Raw genomic sequence first — 17568 nt, forward strand, 5'->3', positions numbered from 1 at the left:
ATGCACTCAGTCACGTAAATGACAAGGGCGTTGCAATTTTTATTATTGCATCGCCCTTTGTATTTTTGAACTTGTATTGAATCAATGAATTATGCTTTTGCTTTGTCTCGTTGACGGCACATCAAAGGCAAATATTTCAGATCAATATTGGTTCTGTTTGTACCTTTTAATACCATTTTTTCTGGCGCACCAGCATTCGCACAAACCCAGGTAATTGGCACAATTGGTGCATCTTCGACCACTGCGGGACGCAATGTCAAGGTCTTACCTTGCAGGGCATCATGCGCGTGACCACCAAATTTCATATGTATCGCTCCATTTTCCAACGTGACACTTGTGACGAAATTCCCTACGATTTTTTCGGCGGAGGGCAAGCCAGCTGCGATATTATCGGCGGGGAAAATCTGATCTGTTTTCCAGGAAATTGCGACAGGTGTTTTAGCAATTTCGGTTAGAGGAATCGACGTTTCGATTTGTTCACGGACGATTTTGAAAAGATACGAAGGTAAGGCCATTGCCGCCAGAATGGCGATGATGGCAACCGCGACCATGGCCTCCATTAAAGAGAAGCCGAGAACTTTTTTGGTGGTTATTTTCATGTCTGTATCATCGCTAAAATGGTAATTCGATTATCTAAAAATTAAACAGGATTATTCTAACAAGTAATTACGTGGATTTGAGAATTTAAGGCAATTTCCGTGTCGTCTGATCAGTTGGGTTGAATTGATGAGTTTGACTTAATAGCCAATCGCGAAATGCCTGTAAGGTTGGTAATGCGGTATTTTCCTCTGGATACACCAGATAATAGCCAGTTTGTTCCGGTAAGCTCAAGTCGGTAGGAACGACTAGTTTTCCGCTATCTAATTGCGCTTGTATCATATAACGCGGAATTAATGCCGTACCGAGTCCGGCAATCGCGGCTTCTATTAACATGGTAAATAATTCGTAGCGTGCGCCGTTGACTGCATTCACATCGTTATTATGTTGATGCAGTTCAAACCAGCGCCGCCAATCTTCCAAGCGCGTATTCAGATGTAGCAAAGGCATGTTTGCGATATCTTGAATCGTTGCATGTTTTTTGCGGCCCAGATGGCGATGTAATAAAGCAGGGCTGCAGACGGGAACCGCCGGGTCCTCTGCCATCAGATAGTCGCCGCTGGTCCCCGGCCATAGTGTTGTTCCGGAATGAATCGCAGCATGAAATAAAGTGTCTGGAAATAAGAATGCGCTGGTTTTAGTGCTTAAGTTCACGGTGATATCAGGTCGTAAACTTTGAAATTCAGCCAGACGAGGAATCAGCCAGTGTGTGGCAAAGGTCGGGATGACTGCCAATTCCAATACGCCAGCACCTTCTTTGTGCGCCATTAATTCGAGGGTGTCGCGTTCTATTTTGTCTAAATGACGACGGATTTTTTCTGCATAATCGCGCCCGGCACTGCTTAATTGCACCCGTTTTTTGACGCGCGCAAATAAGGCAAGTCCCAACCAATCTTCTAAGTTAGCGATCTGTTTGCACACCGCACTTTGCGTGAGAGCCAATTCGTCAGCGGCTTGTGTGAAGCTCTGCAAGCGGGCAGCAGCTTCAAATACCAACAGGGCATTCAGGCTAGGGACTTTGCGGCGCATCGTATGTATTCCATTTGTTCACTAAGTCTTGATTTTAACTCCTTTGTCTCACTGCGACAAATTGATTACGATAGTGCATCGCTAGATCGATTTCAGTTCACTTTTACCAAAGATAAATTAATGATGAATCACAATATAAAAGCCTTGTTGACACAGGCACTGGGACATGTGCAGTGTCAAGACTTAGTGAATTTGATGCATATATCTCCCCAATTTCGAATGTGGGAAGAAGGCGTGGTTTCTCGCGCTGAATTAGCACAGGCATTAAATATGTTGTTGTTCTCAGGAATTTTGGAGCGGGTACCAACTGGACGTTCTTATACGCAAGAGGTCGTCGCGCGTGGCGAAAAGGTTATGCTGGATCATGGCGCTTTACGCACGGTTCGTTGGTTCGGACTAGGTGCTTTGCCACCTGGAGAAGCGGCGATTACTCGCATCTTAAAACCTCTTGGATATCGCTTAAATGGTGTGTTTCCTTTAGATCGCTTGAAGATGACAGGTCGCTCCTACGTGCATGTTGACGATCCAGATAATATTTCTCAATTTTTCGTCAGTGAATTGCATCCAGAGCGATTTAGTCCTGCATTTCAAGATGCAGTGACGCGAGTTTTAGCCGACTCAATTGATCCTTTAACGCCGGCAGCGCTTAGCATGTTGCATGAATTGGAACGTGATGGTCGTTTGAGTTTGGCACAGGCACAAATTTTGTTGGGCAATATCAAAGAATGTTTTGAGCGTCAACACGGCATCTTCTCTGAAAACGATTACGAGATATTGTTGGCAGAGTCGGCAGAAATGGCGTGGATTGCGACCGAAGGGAACGCATTTAATCACGCCACTGATCGGGTCGCCGATGTATATGCAGTCAGTGATGAACAAAAACGCTTGGGGCGTCCAATCAAAGCAGAAGTAGAAGTCTCGGCTTCTGGGCGAGTGAAGCAAACCGCATTTAAAGCCGATATGGTGGTGCGTCAGATGTTGAACGCAGACGGTAATTTAATAGAGCGACAAGTGCCAGGATCGTTTTATGAATTCATTACGCGTGATGCGGTGACGAGCACTGATGGTGTGAATGGTACTGAAGGTGCTGAAAATAAGTACGCCAATACGCCACGTCTAGATCTGGGTTTTGATACGAGCAATGCCCAAGCTATTTTTAAGATGACAGCCAATGCTTGAGACTACATTCACAGCCACTACGACCACGTCGACTGGCACAGTAGCAACAGCAGCAATAACGATAAACGATTATTCTGCAAATCAAGAAAAGCAAGCGGCATTGTTAGCAGCTTTGCAGAATTTACTCGGCGAACGTGGTGTCTTGCTCGACCCTATTGAGTGTGAAAAGTATTGCAAAGGTGCACGCTATGGCGAAGGTAAGGCCGTTGCCGTATTGCGGCCGAATTCACATGAGCAGGTAGTGGAGCTTGTGCGTTTGTGTGTGGACGCTCAGCAAGCTCTGCTTATGCAAGGGGCGAATACCGGATTGGTTGCTGGCAGTACGCCAGATACTAGTGCGAGCGTATTTGTTGTGAGTCTGGAGCGCTTAAAGCAACATATAGTGATTGATGCTGTTAATCGCTCAGTGGAAGTCGATGCAGGCGTGTGCTTGCAAGAGCTTAATGACGCTTTGTTACCGCATGGCCTGTTTTTTCCTATTGATCTGGCCGCCAATCCTTCTATCGGAGGCATGATTGCAACCAATACTGGTGGCGCTAAATTAATTAAGTACGGCGACGTGCGTCAAAATCTTTTGGGTTTACGAGCGGTGTTGCTAGAGCCTGCGGGCGCGGTACTCGATTTGCAAACCGCCTTGCGCAAGAATAATACGGGTCCTGATCTGAAACAGTTATTTGTTGGTAGTAGCGGTGCATTTGGGATTATCACACGGGCTGTTTTACAGTTGCATCATTTGCCCAAGCAAACGGCGACAGCTTTGATCGTGCCGCGTGATCAGACCGCGGTATTAGAAATTTTACGCATCTTTGAACGTGATTGTGGTGAATTCTTATCCGCATTTGAAGGCATTTCTGGTACTGCTTTGCAAGCCGTATTGCGCCATATCCCGGACATGCAAAATCCATTTGCGCCCGAAGCTTGTCCAGACTATTGCATTTTGTTGGAATTGTGTAGTAGCGCCAGTCAAGACATATCCGGCATTGTTTTAGATGATCTGATGATGCGTATGCTGGAACCCTTATTGGATCAAGAAGTACAGAATGCTGTGATTGGGCGAGGCAAAGATTTGTGGCGTATCCGTCATTCCGTTAGTGAGGCATTGCGGCACGAAGGAAAAATGATTGCCTTTGATATTTCTATGCCACGTTCAGCTTTGGTCGAATTTAGGGTGGAGGCTACCACCTTCCTACAATGCAATTATCCTTGGATTAAATGCATGGACTTTGGGCACTGGGCTGATGGAGGATGTCATTTCAATCTAGTATGGCCAGCGGATGCAAAGATGACTTTTGATGCCTCTGTCGTGCAAGAACTTCGCCAACAGATCTATGATTTGGTTGTGCATAAATATCATGGCAGTTTTAGTGCTGAGCACGGTGTTGGACCTTATAACCGAGATTTTTATCAGCGATATACCAGTGATGTTGCTAAGCATCTGGCGGGTAAGATTCAATTGCTGCTCGATCCTCAGCGACTATCGGGACTTACTTGGTTTGGTGGTGTATGAGCTTGCGATTCAGATTTTAAGATTGCAGCTAGAAATCAGGAAAGCCATGAGTCCTTCATGGCTTTTTTACGTCCCAGCATTTGTTCACTTTGTATTAGTCCGCTTTCTATCAATTCAGTTTTCTGGAACTTCCGCTGTCCGTCCCGGCTCATAGCAGCTATGATGCCGATTTTCGTTTGAATTTGATTTGACTCTGTAACGCTCAAAACTAAGAAAGACAGACATGAAGCTGACAACCATCGCCTTAAGTTCCGCACTCCTATTCACCCCATTGCTGACTAATGCACAGCAAGCGACTATGACTACTCAGGGTGCGGCGAAGAAGGTCTTCACTATTACCAATGAAGCACAGCGCACAGCAGCAAAAAATCAAGCCCGCACCAATACATGCTGGAACTTCGCGACTGCATCTTTCATGGAAAGCGAAGTCGCACGTCAAGGTGGCAAATTGTTAGAGTTGTCAGAAGTGTTTGGTGTGCGTTATGCCTATCCTCTCAAAGCAGATTCTTACATCCGCGCGCAAGGTCGGGCGAATTTTTGGGAAGGTGGCAATAACCATGATGCGATGGAGATGTTACGTCGCTACGGTGCGGTGCCGAAAGTCAATTACACTGGCTTGAAAGAGGGCGAAACAACTTTAGATCACGCTGAACTAGCCGCGGTGACCAAATCTTTCTTAGACGCAGTGATCAAGATTGGACGTCCAAGTAAGTCATGGCGTTCGGCGTTTGACGGAATTTTGGATGCCTATATTGGTACGCCACCAGCGAATTTTATGTTTGAAGGCAAGCTTTACACACCGCAAACATTCCGTGATCAGGTGCTAAAACTTAATCCTGATGATTACGTGGAAATTACCAGCTTTAGTCATCATCCATTCTACCAACGTATGCGCTTAGAGATTCCTGATAATTGGGCGCATGATAGCCGTTATGTAAACGTGCCCTTGGATGATATGGAAAGAATTATGACGAATGCCTTAAGTAAAGGCTACACGATCTCTTGGGGCGGCGATACCAGTGAAAAAGGCTTTAACGTGAAAGAGGGTTACGCCTTACTGGAAGATGAAGCGAAAGAAATCACGCAAGCAAGCCGACAAGATGCTTTTGATGACTGGCGTAGTACCGACGATCACAGTATGCATATCGTGGGTTTGAGTAAGGATGAAAAAGGTAATCAGTTCTTCTTGACCAAGAACAGTTATGGCACGAATAGCGGTCCTTTCGATGGGCATTTGCACATGAGCAAAAACTATATTCGTATGAAGACGATTTATTTCATGGTACATAAAGATGCCATTCCAGCGGATATTCGCAGTAAGGCGGGCATTAAGTAAACTTGCTGAGAGTGCTTGGAAATGTCTGAGAATGTTTGAGAATGTCTGAAAAAAGAGGAATGTCAACCACGTACGTGCCTCGCTCATTGTGGATAAAGATTCGAACTGTTTAATTTGCGCCAGTGTCGAATTGGATTTGCCGAGGTTGCAGCAGTCTTATAGTATGCGGGGCGATCACAATATTGATCATTACGATCTTTGCAAAACATTCATTAATCTCTTTCAGGAATTATTAACATGAAAAAAATCTTTCCCACTCTCGGTATCTTGTTGGTTGCAAGCAGTTTAAGCGCATGTATTTCTGTGAGCGAAAGCAATATGGAAAGCGGCAAGCAAATTGCGATTATGTCGCAGCAGGCGATTGCAACTTGTGGGCAAGGAAATGTCGATAAAGTAACGACCAATTGCTTTAGCTGCAAATCACAAGTTGCAAAGTGAGTCGATAGAAAAGTACACTAAGGGCACCAGAATTCTGGTGCTCTTTTTTTAGGTGTAAGAAAAATGTCAAAGAACTTGATGGTCGATGCGAATTATCGTTTTATCGCCGCATATAACGAGGTCAATGCCCGTATCAGTCAACGTCAACAGGCGCTGGCTCTGTACGTGAGTCTGGTTGTTAGTTTGTTGGCGGCCTTGGTGGCATTGAAGTCGACCGACGGTAAAAGCGAAGCACCGATAGAGTGGCTGATGCTGGGTTTTCCGGTCGCATCATTGAGTTTGGTTTTTCTCAACTATAAAGCGGAGCGGGCGATCACGAACTTACGACGTTTTTTATCGGCGCTAGAGCAACTCGATAATGCGCACGATATTTTACCTAGCTATAACACGCATCAAAAATGGGCTATAGACGCAAACAAAGCCCGTCGCTTTCACGATTATGCAACCGCAGTGCTGATCGCTGGCGGTAATCTGATAGGCCTAGGTGCAGTCGTCAAGATTTACCCGCACCGCTTCGTCGATAGCTCGATTGCTTTGTGGATTTCGATCGCGATTGCCATTATCTCGGTGTTAGCAACGCTACTAAGCCCGCAGTGGGGTTTTACGCCGGAAGATCATAAAGTTTGAGCTTAAGTTGAGCTTATGTTGAGCTCATGTTGATCTTGCGTTGAGCATGCGTTCATTCGGCACTGAGAATTTCCGCGGTTGTACGCACCGTACAAAATTCTCCATCTAAGCTACAGAGATGTATTTGATGAATATCTTCCGCTAAAAATAACTTACCATCTGCGCGTCGCCGGTCAAATGTGGCGCAGGCGTCGCTGACTAGATAAGTCGTAAATCCTAAATTCCCTGCCATGCGTGTTGTGGTTGAAACACAGTGATCGGTACTGATACCAACAATCACCAAACGATCAATTTTCTGTTGATGTAAATAATCTTCCAAGCCCGTGCCGATAAGGGCACTGTTCACGGACTTCGTAAATTCTTTTTCGCCTGTGATCGGCATGGCTTCGGTTTTGTAGGCAACGCCTAGATGACTTGGATGCAAAGTAGAAGCAGCATGTACTGAAAAATGACGTATATGTATGACGGGCATTTGCCGCGCACGCCAATGCCCTAGCAGGCTGGCAATGTTTTGTTCGGCTTGAGGATTATTGCGTGCACCCCAGGATGGATGATCGAAAGCTTGTTGTACGTCGACAAGGAGCAGGGCAGTATGTTTTGTTTGCATGGCGGATGACTCTGAAGGTAGGTGAGTGAGATTGCGGCTGTGGATACGACTAGGATTGAATTAAGTCAGATAGTTAGACGGTGATGAGTGGTAAGTCGCTTGCCAGAGACGTCTAAATTGGCGGCTAGAGCCAAAGCCAGCAGCCTCGGCGATACGCTCTATCGACCAGTTGGTTTGACGCAAAAATTGATCGGCGAGACTTAAGCGCAATCCAGTCAAATAATCGAGTATGGACGTATTCGTATGCAATTTGAACAGGCGCGTCAGGTGACGGGTGCTTGTGCAAGCATGTGCTGCAAGTTCCTCTAGATTCCATGGGTGGGCAGGATTCTTACTGATCAAATCTTGTATCCGGTGCACAATTGGGTGTAGATGATTGCGATGTTGCAACCATGGCGACAACTGCACATCGTTGCCGCTGCGACGAAGGTAGATCACCATCGCACGCGCCACTTCCATCGCAATTTGTGGTGAACATAATTGAGCGATTAAGTACAGACTTAAATCGATACCCGCGGTAACGCCAGCGCTAGTTAAGATTGGGCCGTCTTCTACAAAAATCCGATTATCTTCAACGCGTATGCTGGAATCAATTTTCGCCAGATCAAGGCAATGACTATGATGTGTCGTCGCACTTTTGTTTTTCAATAAGCCAGCGTGTGCGGCAAGTAAAGCGCCAGCGCAAACACAGGCGACGCGTTGATTGCTGATGGTCTTTTTCAACCATCGTATGGACTGAAGTGCCGAAGGTGTATCTGCATCAAATTGATCGCACAGGGTACCAGGGATTACCACCAAAGCGTCGTCTTCTATATTCTCTGGCAACGCGGATAAGTTGTTGAGTGATAGACCAATCGAACTGTTTACGCTGGGCGACGGGCTGATGTAGTGCAGCACAAAATGTGTTTTGCCTAGCCGACGATTTGCGAACAAGAAGGCGTCTGCTGGGCCTGCCAGATCAATTAATAAGGTATCTGGCAGCAGTAGAAAATAGATGACTTGTGTTTTCATATGAAAACTCTTGAAGTGGTGATGCGCTGATGGCTGAATAATTTTTGAAAGCTTTAATTTACAACAGATTTTGTTGTGAGGAGATGTAAGTGTTTTGCGACGTCGACAGGTCGAAACCGGCGTGTCGTACTGGCAGGATAATGATCGAGGTCATTGTCGTTTCTACCGTGTTTTGCAGGCCGAATTGGTCGTTGCGTAAAATGTCCTGCGCAATTGGGGCAAACTGACTGCAGCACATGTTTGACGCAATCGAGACAAAATGTACATTCGAATGAGCAGATCATCGCATCTTCTGCATCGGGTGCTAAGTCTTTATCGCAGTGTTCGCAATTGGGGCGTAGTTCTAGCATGCTTACCTCCTAGAGTTGGAGAAGTCAGCAAAGGTGTGAACTTGTTTGACTTCAGAATAGGTGTAAGCTTACCACGGTGCCTAGGCGTGAAAAGACCTGGATGTGACGAGATTCGGTCATTTCAGGACATTCTAATATTGTGCAATGCTCGGGATTATTTTGGTTTATTTGGGCTTATTCGGGTCTCAAACCAAAACTTTGCGACGAACAGCATCTATCCAGCGCTGGCCAAACACATTAAAAACCAGACCCGCCATCACGACCAGCGCGCCGACGATTTGTGTCGTGTTTAAAGATTCATCCAACAGCAGCCAAGCTGAGGATAGTCCGACCACAGGCACTAATAGCGTTAGAGGCGCAACCACATGGGTGGGGAGCGCTGCTAGCAGTTTCCCCCATAGGGTATAGCCGATCAAACTAGCAGCACCCGATAAATATAAAATCGCTAGCACGGCACTCATACTGATGTGCGTAAGGCTATGCCATACGACTGCCGCGCCATCCAACATGCACGATAAAGCGACAAAGGGAATGATAGGCAGTAGTGCACTCCAAGCGACCAAGCTGAGCATATCGACAGAGCCGATTTTTTTGCTCACCACATTGCCACACGCCCACGACAAGGCCGCACACAAGGTCAATCCAAATCCAGCCAGACTGACTTGGCTAGCACTAGCGCTGATGCTGGCACTACCGAGCAATACCAAACCTAGGCTGGCAATCAGCATGCCGATGACGTTGCTGGTCTTTAACTTGTCGCCAAAGATCAAAGCGGAGAGGCCTACCGTAAAGAAAGCCTGCGCTTGCAATACTAAAGATGCTAAACCTGCAGGCATACCAACCGCGATTGCCGAAAATAAGAAAGCGAACTGACCAAAGCTGATCGTCGCGGCATAAGCGATCAGCCATTTCAATTCGACCTTGGGTTTCGCTAAAAAGAAGATCGCAGGGAAGGCAACAAACATAAAACGTAAAGCCGCTAATAAAAGTGGCGGGATACCTTTTAGGCCAATTTTGATCACCACAAAATTCATGCCCCACAGTACGATGACAATCAGGGCGGTAATGACATGATGTGACTTCATTTGGCTGTGTGACATTTTGCGTGCTTTATCAGTAATGACTTGATGTGCAAGTCAGATTGGTCGGGTCGGTCGAATGGCTAGATTGAAGACTTGCCTACTTACGATGAACGCAGAAAGCTTATCATAGAGTCAGAAATAGCATATTTTGTCAGCGACAAATTGGGTGATGGCTTGTGACCAATGGAACCGTATATTTTATCGCCGTGTTACAGTTAATTGATTTGAAATTGTCAGAGTCATGAAGTGGCGGGACGGTAGTCTTAGAAGATGCGTCTTAGAAGATGCAGCTGATTTCCCAGTTGCCGTTTTTCAATAGAGAGAATCGTGAGATATCAAGTATGTGGATAGATAGTCATTGTCACCTAGATGCTAGTGAATTTGCCGGGCAATCTCTCGCATTGGCGGATGAAGCTGCGCGCATGGGAGTGTCAGCAATTGTGATTCCAGCTGTGCACCGCACTAACTTTGCCGTGGTCGCGCAGCTTGCCGCGCAAAGGACGGATTGTTTCTTTGCGCTGGGAATCCATCCTATGTATGTAGCCACATCACAGGAAGATGATCTAGCCTTCTTAAGAACCGAAATTGGCCGCTTATTGGCCGACCCTGTACACGGGCAGCGCTTGGTTGCAGTAGGTGAAATCGGACTCGATTATTTTGTGCCAGCATTGTGTGAGTCACCGTTGAAAGAAAAGCAGGAATATTTCTACAGTGAACAATTGAAAATCGCGCGCGATTTTGATTTGCCAGTATTGCTGCATGTGCGAAAATCACAAGATAAAATATTAAAACAATTGCGCAGAATAGTTGTGCCTGGTGGAATCGCTCATGCTTTCAATGGCAGCGTACAGCAGGCGCAGCAATTTATTGATTTGGGATTTAAATTGGGATTTGGTGGGGCAATGACATTTACCCGTGCTTTACAGATAAGGCGTTTGGCCAGCGATTTGCCGCTTAGTAGTATCGTGTTGGAAACTGACGCGCCAGATATCGCACCACGTTGGTGTCATCCCGGCATTAATTCCCCGGGTGAATTAGTTCAAATCGGCCATGAACTTGCCAGTCTGCGTGGTTTGGGTCACTCTGATACTGCTTTGCAAACAAGTCAAAATGTGTTGGCTGTCTTGCCGCGCATGCGTGCACACTTAGTGTTGAGATAAATTAGTGCGTACGGCGATTTTCGGTTTGGTGCTCGGCATCGCCTTGCTACAGCAGCAAGCTGCATTATGGGATCTTACTTATTATCTGATCTGCCTCGCCGTACTCGTGAGCGTGAGTGCATTGTTATTCTTTCGGCGTCTCCGTTTTTTTACTCAAGTTCCCGCAATTTGGTCGCTAGCTTGGTCGATAGGTCTGCACTTTATTCTGGCAGCGAGTATTGGATTTTGTTGGGCGGGGATATTTGCTCATCAACATTTACGTCATCAACTGCCAGCCGGATGGGAAGGGCGTGACATTGATGTTATCGGTGTCATTGATAGTTTGCCTGGACAATCTGAGCGCGGTTTACAATTTAATTTTCAGGTTGAGAAATATCTTTTGTCCGATGTGAAGACGGATGCATTCCCTCGACGCCTGGCATTGGCATGGTACGAAGAAGCCGACAAAACGAGCAAACCACCTGCACTAAAACCAGGGCAACGGTGGCAATTGAAGGTGCGCCTAAAACGACCGCATGGTAACGCCAATCCCTATGGTTTTGATTACGAGGTATGGTTATTGGAGCAGGGCTTGCGGGCAACTGGCACCGTTCGTAGTAAGCAAAATGACGACCTCAGTGAGAATCAGAAGCTCGATGATTTCGTGCTCAGCATGAATAATGTGATAGAGCGTACTCGCCATATTTTGCATCAAAGAATATTTCAAGCTTTGCCTGATGCCCATTATGCGGGTGTGTTGAGTGCTTTGGTAGTTGGTGATCAACGCGATATAGCGCCAGCGGATTGGACGGTATTTAATCGTACTGGAATCGGACATTTGATTTCGATCTCAGGCTTACACATCACAATGATCGCTGGATTGTTTGCTGGTTTGCTGCATTTCTTGTGGCGACATTCATTCTTTACAAGTGCACAATTACCTTTGTTGATTCCAGCACAGAAAGTTGCGGTATTGGCGGGAGTGATTGCTGCTGTGATTTATGTTGCACTGGCTGGTTTTGGGGTGCCAGCACAACGCACACTGTGGATGCTGGTCGTGTTGGCAATGGCGCTGTGGACTAACAGGGCGTCTGATAGCCTGCAGGTCTTAAGCTTGGCTCTGGCGGTCGTTGTGTTGATCGACCCGTGGGCAGTGCTATGGCCGGGATTTTGGTTGTCATTTGCGGCGGTCGCATTATTGCTATATGTCAGTGTGGGACGCGGCGTATTGGCGCAAGATGAAGAGATGCAGACAGGTTTTTTTCAGCGACTTCGCTTACAGCTCTACCTCGCGGCGCAAACGCAATATGCGATAACGATAGGCTTAGTGCCGCTGACATTGCTGCTTTTCGCACAGATATCCTTGATTAGCCCATTGGCAAATGCGATTGCCATTCCACTCATTAGTTTTATCGTTACGCCATTGGCGCTTATCGGTAGTGTATTACCGCTGGAACTTGCAGCGCCATGTTTGCGTATCGCCCATGCCTGTGTCAGTTATTTAGCGCAATTTTTGGAATGGCTTAGTCATAGTTCATTCGCTGTGTGGCAAGCGCCCCTACCAAGTTGGTGGATGTTTGTTTTGGCGATACTTGGTGTGGCGATGTTGTTGGCACCTCGTGGTATTCCTTTGCGCTATTTGGGGGCGCTATGCTGTTTGCCTATATTTGTTCAACCTATACAAGCACCAGAACAACATCAGATGCAAGTCACGGTGTTTGATATTGGGCAAGGTGCCGCCGTCTTGATTGAAACGGCCAGGCACAAGATGCTGTATGACACGGGCCCCGGATTTTCACGGGATGTAAATAGCGGCACCAGAATTTTGCTGCCGTATTTTCAAGCGCGTGGCATTGTGCACTTGGATCAATTAATGATTTCACACAGCGACAATGATCATTCTGGTGGTGCGTTGAGCTTGTTGAAAAATCTGAAAATAGATCAATTGTCGTCATCCTTACCAGCCACACATCCCATCGTGCGTGCGGCGTCGAAATCGCAACGATGCGAAGCCGGTCAGCGTTGGGAATGGGATGGAGTGCAGTTTGAAATCTTGCATCCGGTTCCGGTCATTTACACCAGCGATAAATGGAAGACGAATGCCTTAAGTTGCACTTTAAAAATATCAACTAAAACACACTCTTTGTTATTGGCTGGTGATATTGAGGCGATTCAGGAAGATGAGCTGGTGAATAGTATTCCAGATAAACTAGCGGCGAATGTCTTATTGGCACCACATCACGGCAGTGGAACCTCGTCAACCATGCCCTTTCTACTAGCGGTGAAACCCGAGCTGGCTTTGTTTCAAGTTGGCTATTTGAATCGCTATCACCATCCTAAAGCCGAAGTAATGCAGCGTTATTTGGGGATTGGAATAAAACCTCTAAGGACAGACACAAGCGGCGCAATCACATTACAATTTGGCAGCGCGATCAACGTGGAAGAATATCGGCGACAACACGCACGTTATTGGTACCCTTGACCGCACATTTTCATATTGCAACTGCCTTGTCGTGCCGTGCATGATGATCCTTCAGTCTTTGCTTGACTAAACCTAGGTGTTTTCCCGAATTTCATGTCTAAACCCATCGTTCATTTTTGCCACGGTAATAGTTTTCCAGCGGGAAGCTATCGCCAAATGTTTAAAGAACTCGCGCCGCATTACGAGATTCAGGCTTTAGAAATGCACGGACATAATCCAGCTTATCCGGTCACGACAGACTGGCCATTTTTGGTACAGGAATTAATCGATACTTTAGAAGCGCGTTATCAAGAACCCGTCATTTTATTAGGGCATTCTTTGGGTGGCATTTTGTCTTTGATGGCAAGTAGCCTGCGCCCAGATCTGGTGCGCTGTCTGGTGATGATCGATTCACCAGTGGTTACAGGTTGGCGTGCTGGGTTTTTGAAAACTTTTCGTATGTTAGGTTTATTGGAAAAATATTCGCCGGCGCAATTCTCACTCAAGCGCAGAATGATTTGGCGTGATTCGCAAGAAGCTTTTGCGCATTTTTCTTCAAAAGAAAAATTTGCGATCTGGCCACCAGAAGTCTTGCATGACTACATTGATGCTGGCATGCAAGCACATCCAGAAGGTATCTGTTTGAAATTTACGCGTGAAATAGAGAGTGAAATTTATGTGACTCTACCGGGCAACCTCGGTGCGATTGCACGTAAAGGTTTGCAAGTGCCAATCGGATTTGTGGGCGGTACCGAATCTGTCGAATGTCGACAAGGTGGCCTAGGTGCGACTAGAAAACTATGCGGCGAAAATTTTGTGCAACTTCCCGCAGGTCATTTATTGCCTATGGAAATGCCAGAAAAAACCGCACATGCCTGTCATGCCATGATACAAAAATTACTGAGCAAATCTGCCTGAGTTGATCACTTGCGATCCTCGATAGTCGCGTAATATAGTGCATATTTCTAATTGAATTGATTTTGGATGGACTATGAGATTACACATTTATGTGACTGCGGCTGCAACTGCGTTTACTTTTGTTTGTGCCAGTTCAACTATACAAGCACAAGAAAAATTATCAACTGAATTAAAGTCGACGACGGCCATCTTTCCTTCACTGTCTGAATTAGAGCAAGTCAACGCGCAAGGGCGTGCTCATCTGACTATTGATGTCGAAAACGATAGCTTGCTACTCAAAAGGGATGATGGTTTTTACACCAGCGGTAATCATTTTATGGTGGAGAAAACTTTGCGAGCCGCCGATTATGCCGTGACTTATGGCTGGCACGTGGGGCAAGATCTGTACACCGCTTCAGATATTAAAATTAAGCCGCATCAGCTCAATCCCATCGATCATCCCTATGCAGGCTGGTTATATGCAGGCGTTTATCGTGAAGTCCAACAGAATGATGGTAGCGGATTTCGTTTGGGGCTTGATATTGGATGCCTGGGGCCATGTGCTGGCGGCGAATGGACGCAAACGCATTTGCACCAGCTCTTGAATCAACCATTACCGCAAGCATGGAGTACGCAACTGAAGCAGGAGTGGGGCGCTGTCGCCAATGCGGAAATCGCACCGGCTCGTTGGCAACTGAATTCCGACACGGATATTGGTGCGCGTTTTAAGCTGCGCTTAGGGAACATTTTTACGGATGCGAAGGCAGAATTAGTGTGGCGCTATGGACGCTTAAATGTGGTGCGCGATGAACCTGCCAGTTTTGTTTTTGCACGTGTTGAAGCCCGAGCGATTGCGTATAACGCGACTTTGCAAGGCGGATATTTTAATGAGCAGATGTTGGCCGTGCATCCTAAACGTGTCGTCCCAGAAGTTGAATTCGGCTATCAGTATCGCGGTGATGTGTGGGGATTTTATGCATCTGTACTGCGTCGCGGTACAGAAATCAAAGAGCTGTCCAATGCAAAAGCTGCGCAGAATTTTGCCAAATTGCAGTTGATTTATGCGATGTAATTGACTTCAAAAAGATTTCACAAAATTCTCAAAAAGACCTGCGCCAGCAACCCTAATAGATCAATGGATTGCCGGTGCAGGTAAAAAATGTTGTAGTGCAGACGCTTTGCGTAAAGCATGGCGAGCACGATGCACTGTCACCATCAAGTTGTTTTTATTGATGCCCAATTCTGTACAAATTTCCTCCGCGTCGATTTCCAAGCAGTCAACCAAGGTAAATGCCTGCGCACTTTTTTCTGGCAATTGCTTGAGTGCGATTTCCAAATGTTTAAAAAAACTTTTCTGTTCCAACGCAGAGAGCGGATTGAATTCCTCACACAAACTACTATGGGTAATGCCATAGCGCTCAGCACTGTTAGGTGGCGAGATTTCAATGTCATGGTTGACGTAGTGGCCGCTATCGCTGTTGACATGTTGTGCATGTCGTGCGCGACGAAAATTATCGATGATCTTAAACTTCAAAATACCGATCACATACGTCGATAGAGAAGATTTGCCAGCGAAACGTTCAGGTGCTTCTAGCACCGCCAATAAAGATTCTTGCACGACATCTTCCGCAACTGTTTCGTCATGAATCCGCTGACGCGTAAACCGCAATAATTGTGGACGCAAACTACTTAACTGTTCATGTAAGGCGATGTTGTTGCTCATATCGCTTCCTCTGGGATTGGTGATATTTTTGCGAACCCATAGCTGGAGAGTGTAGCGATACATCTACGTAGCAGTATCGCTACGTAGTGGTATCAAAATACAAGCTCAATAGGTGTTTGGCGTTTATTGGCGTTCAGCTTTATTTGCTTACGATAGGGCGTTGCATAGGGGCGAGTTTCGCCACCAGACGATTTGATACTGACGATGGCACATCATTCTTTTCCATCGCGATTTGCAAGTCTTCTGCTAAGGCATTGAAATGGGCATTACTGATTTGCATGCCCTGATGCGCGTCATACATATCTTTGCCTTTGTACTGACAAGGGCCGCCAGCAAGTTCACAAAATTGTGCGATCAGGAGTGCGCCGAATTCTTCTTTTTTGATTTTAGTAAAGAAGCTGCTAATGCGTGGGTCAGCCTGAATGAGTGGAATGAAGTCATTGACGATCTTACTAATGCCTTCGGTTTTTCCTAAGGCTTGATAAATACTGTCGTCGCCTTTCATGTCTTGTGCGTGGGCGGATATGCTGGTGCACAGCGTAAATAAACTGGCAGCGATGAAACCTAGTGTTTGTGCTTTAAAGAAGTTTTTCATGATGATGTACTTTCAAAAAAATTGATGAGATGGAGATGTCTTCGCCTGGCTTAGAAGCCAGCTTGCATGGACAAATACCAGCCGCGTTGTTTGGTCGGGTTGAAGACCGTGATGTCACCTAATTGCACGTAGGCAGCCGTGACTGAGAAATTTTTGGTCGGGAAGTAGGCAACAAATACGTCAGAAAAATCTTTTTCATTATCGACACCCAGATTGCGCGGCTTCATTCGATATTCCGCACCAACGACGAGTTTGCGATTGATCAGGTAAGCCAACGAACCTTCGAGTTGTGCTTGATATTGATCTTTTTTGTCGCCGCCAAAACCTAATAAGCCCATCTGATTAGCCTTGGTCATGCGTATTGTTCCATTGACCAATAAGCTTTGCGCCAGATAAATCTTGGTGGCGGATACGTAGAAGTCGATACCATGATCGTCTTTCGCACCGAGTTGTTTCACGCTGGTCACGCCAAGCGCACCCAGTCCGCCGATGTTGGCATCGCGTTTGTATTGCAGGCCAGCGGCAATTTGTGGCATCCAGCCAGCCTGATCATAGACCGCGTCACCTGCTAGTTTGACTTTGACACCAAAAATATCTTGTTTCAGATTAAGTTTGTTGAGTGGTGCCAGACTGCCAGTAAATTCTTGCTGGGCGATGGAAAACTCAACTTGGTCCGCGATGCCGAACGCAGCGCCAAAAGTCTTGAGACGGTAGTCTTGGGTGTTGGCTTGCGTGTAATGCACGTTTGCGCCGTAGCTATCGCGCGTACCGTAGCCAGTGATCAATGCCCACGGTGTTAATCCGCCACCGCCAGCACCTTCAACCTGACTAACGCCGCCCGTGGCTGTCAATTTGCCCATGTCGGGTAAACGCGAATCTTGGGCATTTGCCGTTAGCGTCACAGAGGCCGCACTGATCGCTAGACTGGCGGCGAGGATGACGCGACCTGGATTGTGGTTGGCGAAGTGATCTGAAAAAATTTGGTACATA

Annotated in this window: 18 protein-coding genes; 9 read left to right on the forward strand and 9 right to left on the reverse strand. The window is 46.5% G+C overall.

The window, feature by feature from the left end; all coding sequences use genetic code 11:
• Nucleotides 1–89: 89 nt before the first annotated feature.
• A complete protein-coding gene (locus H8K55_RS01080; RefSeq protein WP_186940171.1) occupies nt 90–599 on the reverse strand; it encodes a pilin in 510 nt (169 codons plus the stop codon).
• 85 nt (nt 600–684) lie between these two features.
• On the reverse strand, nt 685–1626 hold the full coding sequence (locus H8K55_RS01085; RefSeq protein ID WP_186940172.1) for a LysR substrate-binding domain-containing protein: 942 nt from the start codon (nt 1624–1626) through the stop codon (nt 685–687).
• A 123-nt stretch (nt 1627–1749) separates the two neighbouring features.
• Here H8K55_RS01085 and H8K55_RS01090 point away from each other — a divergent pair, with 123 nt between their 5' ends.
• From H8K55_RS01090 to H8K55_RS01110, 5 genes are all read left to right on the forward strand, one after another.
• Nucleotides 1750–2805 carry a DUF1338 domain-containing protein gene (locus tag H8K55_RS01090; RefSeq protein ID WP_186940173.1) on the forward strand — a complete coding sequence of 352 codons (1056 nt, stop codon included), beginning with the start codon at nt 1750–1752 and terminating at the stop codon, nt 2803–2805.
• Nucleotides 2798–4312: an FAD-binding oxidoreductase gene (locus H8K55_RS01095; RefSeq protein WP_186940174.1), complete on the forward strand. Its 1515-nt coding sequence runs from the start codon at nt 2798–2800 to the stop codon at nt 4310–4312. Before H8K55_RS01090 ends, H8K55_RS01095 begins: the two co-directional genes overlap by 8 nt.
• A gap of 223 nt (nt 4313–4535) precedes the next feature.
• Nucleotides 4536–5648 carry a C1 family peptidase gene (locus tag H8K55_RS01100; protein WP_186940175.1) on the forward strand — a complete coding sequence of 371 codons (1113 nt, stop codon included), beginning with the start codon at nt 4536–4538 and terminating at the stop codon, nt 5646–5648.
• Between the two features lie 237 nt (nt 5649–5885).
• Nucleotides 5886–6086 carry a hypothetical protein gene (locus tag H8K55_RS01105; protein ID WP_186940176.1) on the forward strand — a complete coding sequence of 67 codons (201 nt, stop codon included), beginning with the start codon at nt 5886–5888 and terminating at the stop codon, nt 6084–6086.
• Between the two features lie 63 nt (nt 6087–6149).
• Nucleotides 6150–6713 carry a hypothetical protein gene (locus H8K55_RS01110; protein ID WP_186940177.1) on the forward strand — a complete coding sequence of 188 codons (564 nt, stop codon included), beginning with the start codon at nt 6150–6152 and terminating at the stop codon, nt 6711–6713.
• Between the two features lie 52 nt (nt 6714–6765).
• Here H8K55_RS01110 and H8K55_RS01115 read toward each other — a convergent pair whose 3' ends face one another.
• From H8K55_RS01115 to H8K55_RS01130, 4 genes are all read right to left on the reverse strand, one after another.
• Nucleotides 6766–7320, reverse strand: coding sequence for a cysteine hydrolase family protein (locus tag H8K55_RS01115; protein ID WP_186940178.1), 555 nt, complete (start codon nt 7318–7320; stop codon nt 6766–6768).
• Nucleotides 7321–7380: 60 nt separating this feature from the next.
• Nucleotides 7381–8331 (reverse strand): GlxA family transcriptional regulator, encoded by a 951-nt coding sequence (locus tag H8K55_RS01120; protein ID WP_186940179.1) that lies wholly within the window; start codon nt 8329–8331, stop codon nt 7381–7383.
• Nucleotides 8332–8384: 53 nt separating this feature from the next.
• Entirely contained in the window at nt 8385–8681 is a 297-nt protein-coding gene (locus H8K55_RS01125) for a DUF1272 domain-containing protein (RefSeq protein ID WP_186940180.1), read from the reverse strand.
• Between the two features lie 185 nt (nt 8682–8866).
• Nucleotides 8867–9766, reverse strand: coding sequence for an EamA family transporter (locus tag H8K55_RS01130; protein WP_186940332.1), 900 nt, complete (start codon nt 9764–9766; stop codon nt 8867–8869).
• Between the two features lie 338 nt (nt 9767–10104).
• Here H8K55_RS01130 and H8K55_RS01135 point away from each other — a divergent pair, with 338 nt between their 5' ends.
• From H8K55_RS01135 to H8K55_RS01150, 4 genes are all read left to right on the forward strand, one after another.
• Complete coding sequence (locus H8K55_RS01135; protein ID WP_186940333.1) at nt 10105–10923, forward strand: TatD family hydrolase; 819 nt, start codon at nt 10105–10107, stop codon at nt 10921–10923.
• 4 nt (nt 10924–10927) lie between these two features.
• Nucleotides 10928–13384, forward strand: coding sequence for a DNA internalization-related competence protein ComEC/Rec2 (locus tag H8K55_RS01140; RefSeq protein ID WP_186940181.1), 2457 nt, complete (start codon nt 10928–10930; stop codon nt 13382–13384).
• Between the two features lie 93 nt (nt 13385–13477).
• Complete coding sequence (locus tag H8K55_RS01145; protein WP_186940182.1) at nt 13478–14281, forward strand: alpha/beta fold hydrolase; 804 nt, start codon at nt 13478–13480, stop codon at nt 14279–14281.
• Between the two features lie 73 nt (nt 14282–14354).
• Complete coding sequence (locus H8K55_RS01150; RefSeq protein WP_186940183.1) at nt 14355–15332, forward strand: lipid A-modifier LpxR family protein; 978 nt, start codon at nt 14355–14357, stop codon at nt 15330–15332.
• Nucleotides 15333–15392: 60 nt separating this feature from the next.
• Here the strand turns inward: H8K55_RS01150 and H8K55_RS01155 are convergent, their stop codons facing one another.
• From H8K55_RS01155 to H8K55_RS01165, 3 genes are all read right to left on the reverse strand, one after another.
• The gene (locus H8K55_RS01155; protein ID WP_186940184.1) at nt 15393–15983 is read right to left on the reverse strand and encodes a sigma-70 family RNA polymerase sigma factor; all 591 of its coding nucleotides are present in this window, start codon (nt 15981–15983) and stop codon (nt 15393–15395) included.
• A 139-nt stretch (nt 15984–16122) separates the two neighbouring features.
• Entirely contained in the window at nt 16123–16578 is a 456-nt protein-coding gene (locus tag H8K55_RS01160; protein ID WP_230408442.1) for a group I truncated hemoglobin, read from the reverse strand.
• Between the two features lie 50 nt (nt 16579–16628).
• Nucleotides 16629–17567 carry a DUF3034 family protein gene (locus tag H8K55_RS01165; protein WP_186940185.1) on the reverse strand — a complete coding sequence of 313 codons (939 nt, stop codon included), beginning with the start codon at nt 17565–17567 and terminating at the stop codon, nt 16629–16631.
• Nucleotide 17568: the final 1 nt, after the last annotated feature.

Source organism: Affinundibacterium flavidum, assembly GCF_014284175.1.
In the GTDB taxonomy this organism is placed as follows: domain Bacteria; phylum Pseudomonadota; class Gammaproteobacteria; order Burkholderiales; family Burkholderiaceae_D; genus Undibacterium; species Undibacterium flavidum.